The sequence below is a fragment of the Clostridium sp. C105KSO13 genome (assembly GCF_001517425.1).
Taxonomy (GTDB): domain Bacteria; phylum Bacillota; class Clostridia; order Lachnospirales; family Lachnospiraceae; genus Muricomes.
Genome location: NZ_FBWL01000163.1, coordinates 99906 through 111356, shown reverse-complemented (window position 1 = coordinate 111356; position 11451 = coordinate 99906). Strand labels below are relative to the sequence as shown.

11 protein-coding genes are annotated in these 11451 nt (G+C 34.3%); all 11 read right to left on the bottom strand.

From position 1 onward, the window contains the following. Positions 1–207: hypothetical protein (locus BN3456_RS08230; RefSeq protein ID WP_347458028.1), on the bottom strand; the 207-nt coding region annotated here is incomplete at its 3' end. A gap of 67 nt (positions 208–274) precedes the next feature. Next, entirely contained in the window at positions 275–967 is a 693-nt protein-coding gene (locus tag BN3456_RS08225) for a DUF4276 family protein (protein ID WP_089983652.1), read from the bottom strand. 11 nt (positions 968–978) lie between these two features. Continuing rightward, positions 979–2202, bottom strand: coding sequence for an AAA family ATPase (locus BN3456_RS08220; protein WP_089983651.1), 1224 nt, complete (start codon positions 2200–2202; stop codon positions 979–981). A 255-nt stretch (positions 2203–2457) separates the two neighbouring features. Then, entirely contained in the window at positions 2458–3006 is a 549-nt protein-coding gene (locus BN3456_RS08215) for a sigma factor-like helix-turn-helix DNA-binding protein (protein WP_347458027.1), read from the bottom strand. 376 nt (positions 3007–3382) lie between these two features. Then, positions 3383–3712, bottom strand: a complete 330-nt coding sequence (gene hxsD, locus BN3456_RS08210; protein WP_176699141.1) for a His-Xaa-Ser system protein HxsD — start codon at positions 3710–3712, stop codon at positions 3383–3385. Next, positions 3696–4220: a GNAT family N-acetyltransferase gene (locus tag BN3456_RS08205; protein ID WP_089983649.1), complete on the bottom strand. Its 525-nt coding sequence runs from the start codon at positions 4218–4220 to the stop codon at positions 3696–3698. The genes hxsD and BN3456_RS08205 overlap by 17 nt, the downstream gene beginning before the upstream one ends. Before the next feature lie 5 nt (positions 4221–4225). After that, positions 4226–5641, bottom strand: coding sequence for a lipopolysaccharide biosynthesis protein (locus BN3456_RS08200; protein ID WP_089983648.1), 1416 nt, complete (start codon positions 5639–5641; stop codon positions 4226–4228). 11 nt (positions 5642–5652) lie between these two features. Then, on the bottom strand, positions 5653–6747 hold the full coding sequence (locus BN3456_RS08195) for a DegT/DnrJ/EryC1/StrS family aminotransferase (protein ID WP_089983647.1): 1095 nt from the start codon (positions 6745–6747) through the stop codon (positions 5653–5655). 21 nt (positions 6748–6768) lie between these two features. After that, positions 6769–7554, bottom strand: coding sequence for an acyltransferase family protein (locus tag BN3456_RS08190; protein WP_141654506.1), 786 nt, complete (start codon positions 7552–7554; stop codon positions 6769–6771). Between the two features lie 323 nt (positions 7555–7877). After that, positions 7878–11039: a hypothetical protein gene (locus BN3456_RS08185; RefSeq protein ID WP_089983645.1), complete on the bottom strand. Its 3162-nt coding sequence runs from the start codon at positions 11037–11039 to the stop codon at positions 7878–7880. Then, positions 11008–11451: a sugar 3,4-ketoisomerase gene (locus BN3456_RS08180; protein WP_089983644.1), complete on the bottom strand. Its 444-nt coding sequence runs from the start codon at positions 11449–11451 to the stop codon at positions 11008–11010. Before BN3456_RS08180 ends, BN3456_RS08185 begins: the two co-directional genes overlap by 32 nt.

Here is an 11451-nt window from a genome sequence, read left to right as displayed (position 1 = left end):
AGAAAGTTCTGCCATGACTTCTTCAACTGAAAGAGTGTTATTCTTTTGAATCATATCAAATATCGCTTTTTCTCTTTCAGATAATTTATCTTTTTCTTTTGCCTCATTTGCAGCTTCCACATTCAATGGGATGGAAATTTTAAACACATCATCCTCAAATAGTTCAGGTTTTCCACCATCAGAATAAATTGGTGTGTGTTTGTACAAATTTTTAACACCTGAACCAATTGTATCTGTACAGATAGATGATTACATTTTGCGGTAACTCAAGAATTCAATATGTAGACGAACAAAAACATCTAGTTTTTCTTATATCCAGTTCATTTATAAAACTCTGGAAACTTGGAGAACTATTCCGGCGGATATTCATTTGTCTCCCGATATTTTCAGCCCATTCTGATTTGCAGCGTCCTACATCAAACGCAGTTGGGTTCATTTTTTGGAATCTTGATATACCGCCTTTTGTTATCATATCTGCCAGATATTCCCAAGTACCGCAGATACTATCTTGTTTATACCCTGAATGTTTGGAAGCTATTCGATCTGAGACCTTTGCATAAGCCGCCTGAATAGCATCCTTGTCCCCCAGTAACCATGCTTCCATTTCTTCTATAGCAATACAGAAGACATAATCCATTGAAATTTGTTCCCTCTTTGCCACATTCTTCAGCTGTCTTTTAAATTCCATTGTATTACGGGTATCATTGTCTAAAACAATAAATATGGAAACATCTTCCGCACCCCCATATTTAGCCTGGATTGCTTTCATTCTTTTAGGTAAGTCCTTTAAAAGCTGTTGTGCTTTAACATTATTGACATTTGAACCTTTAGGGAGCCCTCCAATACCTTTATATGATAATATGGAATATTCAATTTGAAATAAAGGGGTTTCTGATACATATTTATCCATAATTTTAGTAAGCAGAACCTTCCCTGATGCATCTTCAACTAAAAATTCTATTCGCATTTTTCCCTCACTTATCCAAAGTATTTACTATACCATAAATCACCTAGGAGTATATTCTCATCTGACATCTCTTTTACAAATTCATACTCGGACGCTCTTTGTATTACGGAAAAACCATCCCCCTCTTTTTCTAAAACCCACACGTCATCCGGAGAAAGTGCATTCACAAAAAATGGACTATGAGTTGTCACAAAAAGCTGTTTTGAAAAACCAGAGCCTACATTTTTTCTCATTTCATATGCCAGATCTGTAAGATATTGATGATATAAGCCATTTTCAGGTTCTTCGATAAAAACTAGCTGTCTGGGTGATTTTTCATGTAATAATAGATAGTATGCAAAAAGCTTTAACGTTCCATCGGACATATGTGGAGAATAAAATGGTTTCTCAAACCCTCTTTCCAAAAAACGGAGCACCATCTGTCCATTCTCCAAATATTGTGGTTGTATTGAATCAACCCCCGGTAATTTTGTCTGGATGTCTTTTAAAATGCGCTCAAAAGCTACTTTATCCTCCCTATACATATACTGTGCTACATTATTTAAATTACTTCCCGTTCTATTTAAATGTGCCTGAGGTGCTGCATATTGTATTTGTCGGGCCGAATCCGGAGAAAAATAACATAAATACCAACTTCTCAGAAAGTTCATAAAATCCACGATTCGATTATATTGTGACATAGCTCCATATGTTGCAATCCCTAATTTTCTTTTATCTGCCAGATCTACCTCAACACGTTTTCCCTGTCCCGTTATATTTCCATCATCGTCCTGCCATCCTTCTTTACCCTCAAAAGCATACCCAACACCCTCGTGAAGATTCAAAAATGATTTGGGCCACCCTCTTTTTTCTACTCTTTGCCTCAATCGTTCATCTAATACATATGGTCGTTCATTTTTATCCATAGCAATAGCTAACTCATACGTTATTGGCTTGGATGTACTCGTTTCCCTATAATATAATTCAAATCGAATGATTGGTTCACTCCCCTGCGATACAAGCTGTTTAAAACCACCTCTATTCCCCATATCACAAGCTTCTTCAACACCCTTTTCCAGGCAATCTGCAATGAACCCAAAAGCATCAGCAATTGTGCTCTTTCCCGTACCGCTTGGGCCAATAATTGTTACCATATTGCCAAGAGGTTTTCCTTTCTGATAGCTAAAAAGTTTTCCCATACATATAGAGTGTAATGCACCATAATTTTGTATACGGATACCTTCAATTTTCCCCATAAAATACCTCCACAATAGTATCAGTCAAAAATGTTGCCTGTGCCTCTTCCTATTTTTCTTGATTCTACCATACTGTCAAACACTTTTCCAGCCGTTATCTGCTGAACTTTGCGGTTGGGAAGAGAAATTCACCGAATTTAATATGCGCTTCTTACCTCCTATGGTCTACCGTATTTGCTCACCTCACCACCAAAAAGTATATCAGCTCAATTACAGCTTTCACATCATTTATACACTGTAATCCCCGTCTCTTCTTCATTTACATAACCGGCGAATTAGGTAAATATGGCGTTCATGTCCTTCCAGCAGCATGTCCCACTCGCAGGAGTCTTTATAAACGAGAGGTTCTCCACAGACAGGACAATAGGATATGGCATTACTTTCAATTAAAAATATCTTGTTCCTCATTGTAGGTTGTCGAGTAGCGCGATGTTTCTGCTCGTCCTGTTGAATGTGAAAGCAGAACTGAGAGTACATGAGTGGTTCCTCATTATTAGCACGACAATCCTCCATGTATTCTGTCCATAAAAGTTTCTTGCTCACACCATTACGTAAAAGTTCTTCGCGGACGTAAGCATAATCAGGCATCCTCTTATTGGATGTGATTTGTTTGGCAGAAGGGAAAAACTTCTCTGCCAGTACAACATCGGTCTCATTTTCATCAAGTGGCCAGGAGATAGATAATTCCAGGGCACGTTTAAGAACTCGATTAACCGTTTTCTTAGAGACACCGCAGCTGTCGGCGATGTTCTGTTGACTAAGACCTAAGGATTTCAACCTTAGAATCTCTCGATATTTGGTCATACAAGTGACCTCCTTTGAATGTATTTACACCGCATGGTGCATAGTTACATTCTAAAAGATTTATGATAAAGGTTTCCACCACCGGAATGATGGTTTCCTTAAAAACGGATTGGCGGTTTCCTAACACCGGACAGCAGGGACACGGAAGCCGGAATACTCAGATTTGACACTCCAATTAAATAATTTTCAAATTCACTTATCGTTTTTACCAAATCGTATAAGCAACTATGAAAGTCACAGATTAAGTATTGCTGATTACTTGAAAGTTCTATTGAAGCTAAGGAGCTATAGGCCTGTATCGTTTCTTGAACGTCTGTATAATTGTACAATTCTTTACTCAGAAGTAATTTCTTCCTCATCTTGTTCAACCAATCCTTTAAAATACTATTTGAATCATATCCGTCGATTCCACTGCATCAGCTGACACGTTTACAATAGTAGACGCCAGCGCACGTGCTACTGTAAGTTCTCGAATGTTCTTTGTCTTTTCAGCAACCAAGCGCCGAGTTTCTTGGGCAATCAATTCATTTTCAAATTTTTCATACAAATGGTTTGCATCTGTACCCTCTTTGGGAGTTAAAGAAACTATGTAATCTTCAGCATCTGTATCTAAATGAATATAGCTACAGTCCGTAAATGCATAGGCAGCTTTTAATAAAACTTCTTGCGTATATATATCTTTTGAAAATTTAGATGGATTTATCACGTGACTTTTCACCCTTTTCTCCATTAGTCTTAAATATCGCATACCAGCATAAATTGTGAAACCTTCCCTGCACATATTTGTGTTCTTCAAACACACCTTCCGGCTTAAATCCCATTTTTTCATAAAATCGTCTAGCTCTTTTATTTCCTTCAAGCACATTTAAATATACTTTATACAGTCCCAATTCATTAAAAGCATATTCCAGTATTTTCCATGTTGCCTCCTGAGAATATCCTTTTCCTAATGCATCTCGACGCAGCACTATTGCATATTCTGCATTATAATCTGTGTATGATATGTTTTTTAGACTAATAGAGCCCTGATAAATGTCATCTTCATCCACTACAGCAAAATGTTGATTCTTTTCATCAAAGCTATTTTCAATGAAATTAATGGCATCCTCCAATGTATGGCTTTCAAAATCCACACTAAAGTTATGATTGATTTCTTCATCATGCATCCATTCCAGCATTCTTTCGGCATCTTTTTTTTCTAATCTTCTTATCATGTATTCTACCTCTCCCTTTTTACTACTGACATTATGTCTTTAAAATATAGCATGATAAAACCCGCCAAAACACACAAAGTTAGCCCAAAACTTAGTATCTTGTGCTCCATCAAAAAGAGTCTCCAAATAATAGCATATAGGGTTGTAATCAACACACAAAACATAAATCTTTTAGATACCTTTAGCAGTTTCATCCTTTCTAAAACGAGTACACAGATAATTATTGATACAGCATACCCACACAGAGTTCCTAACGCAGCCCCCTCTATACCCATATGTTGGATTCCAACCCAATTGACAGCTATATTTACTAATGCACCAAATGATAGAATTAATAAATTAGGCCAAGTCTTTTTTATAATTAAAAATTGATTACATGCTATTTGAAAAAGCATTAGCAGCAACGGAGAAAAGAATAAATATGGTGCTACAATGGCTCCCTGGATATAGTCTCCAATAAAAAATATTTTAAAAATGAAATCAGACATTGTTGTCATCAGCATTCCTGCACCAAATGAAACAAGGCCTAAATATTCAAAAATATTTGATGTCATTTTCACCTGATCCTGATCTTTCATTGTAGAAAAAGCAAAAAATTGCCAGCCACCAGCAAATGCTGTATAGATAAGTTGACTGACTTGTCCAATCTTTGCTCCGATTGCGTAAATACCAACCTGATCATTTCCAAGCATATTTGCAATCATTAACCGATCACATGCGTTAAAAATCCAATATACCAAGAAATTAGGAAAAAGAGGCAATGCTATGTATAACATAGTTTTGATATGTTTCCATTTTACTTTTTTTAAATCAAACCATCTTCTATTTAAAATTAAAAAGATTATTTCCATAGAAAGGGCAGCGATGACGCTCGCCAAGGGAAGTGCTATGATATAGTACCCTTTTATCAATAATGGGATTGAAACGCTATATGACAGAATTGGACTTAAAGTATTTGTAACCAAAAATATTTTCCTTTGATTTTTCATTCTTGTTGGAGCACTCACTATAGAATTGGTTCCACCAATTAGTATGCTTAAGGCTGTAAGAAGTAGCAGATTAGAGTACTTTCCAGAGCCAAAAAAAACTCTCGCAAAAAAGTTGCGGAAGAGAATCAAGATTAAAAAGACAATAACGGATGTGGCAAGAGTAAAACCTAATGTACTAGAACATATTTCTTCCTTATATTCCTGTTCATCTCTTTCAAAAAACATACGATACATGGCATCGTACATTCCCATAACTGCTATAGCCGTACCAAAAGAAACTATTACTACAGAAATATCATTAAGGCCAAAATATTCTGTATTTGGCATAAGCCGGGTGACAATCGGTAACATAATTAATGGCACTATTTTACTTATTACCCCGCCAATACCATATACAACAAAGTTTTCAATAAATAGTTTTAATCTTCCCATAATTCATCTTTCTAAAATCTGTTAATAGTTTCAATTACATATTCAATTTCATCATTCTGCATTCCGTAATACATAGGCAGACTCAATTGAGTAGAAGATATCTTTTCTGCAATAGGAAAATCTCCTTCTGTAAACCCCAAGTCGCTATAAGCTTTCTGCAAATGCAATGGAATTGGATAATGTTTTGTAGTTCCAATTTCCTTTTCATTTAAATACTTTTCTAGTTCATCTCTCATTTCACTTCGGATTGCAAAAATATGCCAGACGTGCCTGCAATCAGCACTGACTTTTGGCAGAATTATCTTCCTGTTTTTTATTCCATCCAAATATCTGTCCGCAGTTTTCCGTCGATCCTCATTCCATTTATCTAAATTTTTCAATTTCACCCGCAAGAAAGCTGCCTGGATCTCATCTAACCTTGAGTTCGTTCCTTGATATATATGATTATATTTCTCTGCTGAACCGTAATTTGACAATGCTCTTACTTTGTCTGCCAACTCTTTATCATTGCAAATAACAGCGCCACCATCCCCTAATGCACCTAAGTTTTTGCCAGGGTAAAAACTAAATCCTGCGGCATCACCAAACGTTCCTATCTTTTGGCCCTTATATTCCGCACCATGAGCCTGAGCGCAATCTTCTATGACCTTTAAATTATGTTTCCTTGCAATAGAACAAATGCAGTCCATTTTAGCAGCTTGTCCGTACAAATGGACTGCAATAATGGCCTTAGTTCTATCTGTAATTTTCTCTTCTATTAAATCCGAATTTAAATTATAACTCCATAATTCAGGTTCAACAAATACAGGAGTTGCACCAACATATGACACTGCAAGGGCTGTAGCTATAAACGTATTTGACGGTATAATTACTTCATCGCCTTGCTTAATATCTAAAGCTTTTAAAATCAAATACAGAGCATCAAGCCCGTTTCCGCACCCTACACAATGCTTTGCTTCACAAAATTCTGCAAACTCTCTTTCAAAAAGTTCACACTCTTGTCCCTGTATAAACCAGCCTTTGTCCAAGACTTTATTAAATGCTATCTCTAATTCTTCTTTTACTTCATCATGCATTCTATTGAATGTTGAAAATGGTATTTTCACGTTACTCCTCTCCTATCATAATTATTTTTCTTCAGTTACTAATTGAATAATATTCCTATTCAACACTATACATTTGTCAAGGTAATTTGAAATTGGTTTTATACACCATCTACATGTAGCCTCAATGGCATAGCATATTATATATGTAACAAGTATGCATCCCAACATATTAAAAGTAAAAAATATGGGTGTGCTTTGTGATGCCTGTTTAATTGAGAAATATCCCCATAAAACATTTGTAATGAGTTCTTTTGTATGTATTATGTAAATACCTACTGTCCCTTTTGCAATCACATTAACCCTTTGCTTGTTCTCTAAAGTAATCCCTTTTCCCCATAATGCAAAAAAACTAACGCTCATGATAGTTACAAAAATATTGTCATAATTCCAACTTATATCAGTATACTTGCTTAATATAACTGTTACACATAATGCACAAATATACAACACACTTAAGTATCTTTTTTTTATTGAAATTGAATATTTGCCTACATAACTACCTAGTAGGTACAAAAAAACAAAATTCACAATATTATAACCAGCTTGAGAACCATTTATTGATATCGTACTAATACCTAATAGCCTTATATCAAGAAAATCAGAAGCCATCTCAAATATAGTATTCCAAACAGAAAATATAACAGTTATCACACCTAGTAAAATTTGAAATTGTTTCTTTGAAATATGATTTATCAAATAATTCGTATATGGTGCAACCAAAATCAATGCACAGTAAAGAATTATATACCAATTAGAAGGAATAAAACTCCCGAGTACAGTTCTCAATGATAGTTCTTTATCTCCCATCAGAATGCAATCACTTGGAATAGTATATTGTAAAAAGTCACCCATGCAATTAAGCTTAAGGGTTTTCTCAAAGACTGTGTCATTCGTTTATAACCAAAGTAGCCTGTTATCAGCACAAACACGTTAACTGCAGTAATACATATACTTTCAAAAAACGTGCAAGCGCATAATTAACGTTACTAGTTCTGGTGTATTCCAAAGCTCTTCCCATTTCAGAATTTAAATAGTGCAATGTGATTACCATAAATGTTAAAGTAATCCTTAATAATTCATATTTAGATTCACGCTTCACTATCATTTCTTCCTTTCCAAAAACAGCTAAACTAATCAATAGTTCTAAACTGAATATTTTCAAGAGTCATTGGAGCTTCACCATCATTTTCTATAACACACTTAACTCCTTGATATCCACTCTTATCTACATCATAATACTGTTTAATTTGTGTAGTTATTTTATCTGTTTTCTTTTCGTCGCTATCTACAATATTTAAAGGTACTTCATTTACAGGATCAACCTTTCTGTATAAGGTACTCTCCACATCCGAAATTTTCTTTCCACTTGACATCGTAAATGTAAATTCATATGTGCCCATCCCTAAATTATCAAACAAAGGAATGCTTAATTTCTTTCCTGGATTTAATCTTACTCTTTCCTTTTCCCCAGGCAAGGCAAAAGAATATTGATTAGATATTCTTCTAATAACGATTTCAGGCATTTCCCCGTCATCACTATTTACTTTCCATGACAAAGATTGATTATTGTCTTTAATAGATATTGTTATAGAATATTTTGTTGACTTTTCATCAAAATCAATTTTTTCAATCTTATTACCTGCATGAAACTCAATATCTCCGATTACATTTGGAGAACTAAAAATAACTTTATAGGTTCCTTGATTTAAGAATACATTATTATCAGAATATATAGTCCCATCCGTATTTAGTCTTAACACATCAATGTCTATAAATCCATCCTCAGAGCAACCCTTTTCTCCCATCTTTTTCCATAATCCTGCGATTCCATTACCTTTCCGGGTAAGTAATATATAGTTTCCATTTGCCATTAAGCAGTCATAATCATCCAAATACTCAAATATATCCATATTAGCTCTTTCTAAAATGTAGTAACCATTATTTTCTGCATTTTCTAATTTAGCAGTATTTATGACTGTAAATGATAACTCTGGATATAACCCCTTCAAGTATGAAAAATCATATTCCATATCTTCATGTATTGAAAAATAATTTATTTGCTGCGGATCTATATTTTCTATCTTAGTGATCACTCCCTGCATGTCCTGACTACAGTCTTTTCCAACAAGATACTGATTGGAAATTTTTTCATACGATATCGAATTTATTTCCAGTATCACACCTTCCTCAACTTCGACATTAATTTCCACATCCTCAGTGTCCATACATGAAATTCGAATTTGATTTTGATTTTTTTTCAAAAATCCCCTATCTATCACTAACTCTTCAAGTATTTCCTTTCCCGCATCCTTACTAACGAAACATTTTCCCAAAACTTTTTTCTCTTTACTACCGATTGACTCTATATTAAAGTTAACATCATATGTTCCTGCTGATAGTCCCACTCTGTAGTTATTTATTAACCTTCCTGCTTCCCCATTAGATCGAAACCCTTCATAATTGCTGTCCCAAGTATCACTTTCTGCTGCACTTAAAGCTAAAGGTGTTTCAAATGAATATTGTTTTTCTTCCAATGTCGTAATTATTTTTGAATCCATTTGAGTACATACATAAAATTCATTACTTTCTTTTAAAATTTTTTTATCCCTAATCAATTCATTAACATTTTTACCACCCTTTTCGTAAAGCCAAATACTATTGGAAGCGACCTTCTCGTTACTTTTGGCATCAACTACATGAACTTGAATGTCTGGAATCCAAAATTGCAGATATTTTGGGTTTGTACAATAAGAATCGAAATTGTTATCTTTCACATAGTATACGTCATCTACTTCCGATTTTTTTATCAGTTCAGCTAAACTTTCATTGCTTTCCGTTTTTGTTACTTGCATGTATTTAATTGTATGTGTATATGTATATGATCCTATATTCAGCCAATATATTAAAATTATAATTCCTGCTATAAAAAGCCCTTTTATTTTTCGAGTGCCAGATATAAATACATTTATAATTCCATTCAATGCTATTGAGCACATTACAGCTGGCTCTATAGCAGCTCTTCCACTTTTATTTTCAAAAAATTTGGCTATTCCAATACTATTAATATCTGCAAATGCATTATTTCCTACCAATTGTAGCATATGTGCAGTTAAAAAGCCTGTTCCAATAAGTAATATAATATAGCTTACTATCTGTTTAATAGAAATCTTTTTTTCGAAGATTGTACCCGCACCTATCAACAGAACTGGCCCCACTGTGTTTTCAATGTACCTACCATAAACAACCGAATCTGCTCTTCCAAATCCCTGTACAACCGTAACAACCCCTATAGCAACCGCAGACAAAAATGATAACATTATAAAAGCCTCTGCACATTGGATTTGTCCCAATCTTTTAATTGTATTCTTTTTGATTTCATAAAAAATATCTGCCAGTATACGTACAAATCCACAATACCACAGTATTCCTCCTGAAACCAAAAAGTAAAATACTCTTCCAGCCAGTCCATAAAAGATACTTTTTATTCCAAATCCTGAAAATATCGACTCAATCAAAGAAACTTGTCCTTTAAAATCATTCATATTACTCAACTCGGAACTTGCCCACAGCCAATCTTTTAATTCTCCTTTTGTATAGAAATGTAATAGCAGGATTCCACTTAATACTCCTAAAGCTAAAATCATTTGTTTAAAAGAAATTTTTTTAGAAATGCAGAGCGATATTAAAATAACTATCCCGGAAATCACAATTCCGATTGTTCTTTGATGTACAATAAACATATATCCTAAAATCAAAGAGAAGCATAGTATTTTCCAAATTGTTGGTTTTTCTGCAAGTGAAAGAACACTTAAAACGGTAAGCCAAAACAAAAAGTTTAACAGTGTTTCTGTCCATGCCACCTGTGTCTGTACCAGCACATTTGGGTAGCAATTAATTAAAAAACAAATAAACATTAGAACTTTTATGTCCATATTTGGGAAAATCTTTTTTCCACACAAAACAGAAGCGTAATAGCCTAAGATCAATATAATAACATTTAAGAAAATTGCCGCTTTGTAAATTGTATACGTTGGAAGTCCTAAATGGAATAATGGGACAAGCAACAAACTATAGCCATAATTATAATACGGAGTGTTTGCAATCAATTCTCCCCAATTTTTTCCTCCCATTGACGCAGCAATAGACCAGTATCCAAATTCATCATTAAGTACAACTATCTGATTAAGTTCTCTTATATGAAGTAAGCAAAAAAATGCCAAAAGAATCGTGAATAAAGATAATAATACAATCTCTGTTTTTTTAAGTTGTTTTCCTGTTCTCCGTAACTCCACTTGTATTCAAATCTCCTCTTTTTACCAGGTCTAAAAATTCCTCATAATCTCGTATATAATCACTCTCATCATATTGTTCTGATGCTAACACTAATAATACTGCATCCTTTGAAAAATCATACATTTCTCGCCACATGTTGCTGGATATGTATAGTCCTTCATATGGCTTTTCCAGAGATACAATTTTCTTTTCATAGCCACTGTCCAATAGAACTTTACATGAGCCATGAATACAAATAAGAATCTGCTTTAAAGATTTATGAGCATGGAACCCACGATGTACCCCCACGCCTGTATCATACATGTAATATACTCTCTTAATATTAAATGGAATATCTTTCATTTCTTCCAAGGCAACTAATTGTCCCCTGTCATCTCCATGCTGCTGAAACGCATATTTTATTACCTGCAT

Excerpts from the sequence above, each read along its gene's own strand:
- BN3456_RS08205 (WP_089983649.1), bottom strand. The coding sequence starts at position 4,220 with ATGATAAGAAGATTAGAAAAAAAAGATGCCGAAAGAATGCTGGAATGG.
- BN3456_RS08190 (WP_141654506.1), bottom strand. The coding sequence starts at position 7,554 with ATGGGAGATAAAGAACTATCATTGAGAACTGTACTCGGGAGTTTTATT.
- BN3456_RS08180 (WP_089983644.1), bottom strand. The coding sequence starts at position 11,451 with ATGCAGGTAATAAAATATGCGTTTCAGCAGCATGGAGATGACAGGGGA.
- BN3456_RS08215 (WP_347458027.1), bottom strand. The coding sequence starts at position 3,006 with ATGACCAAATATCGAGAGATTCTAAGGTTGAAATCCTTAGGTCTTAGT.
- BN3456_RS08220 (WP_089983651.1), bottom strand. The coding sequence starts at position 2,202 with ATGGGGAAAATTGAAGGTATCCGTATACAAAATTATGGTGCATTACAC.
- BN3456_RS08200 (WP_089983648.1), bottom strand. The coding sequence starts at position 5,641 with ATGGGAAGATTAAAACTATTTATTGAAAACTTTGTTGTATATGGTATT.
- BN3456_RS08225 (WP_089983652.1), bottom strand. The coding sequence starts at position 967 with ATGCGAATAGAATTTTTAGTTGAAGATGCATCAGGGAAGGTTCTGCTT.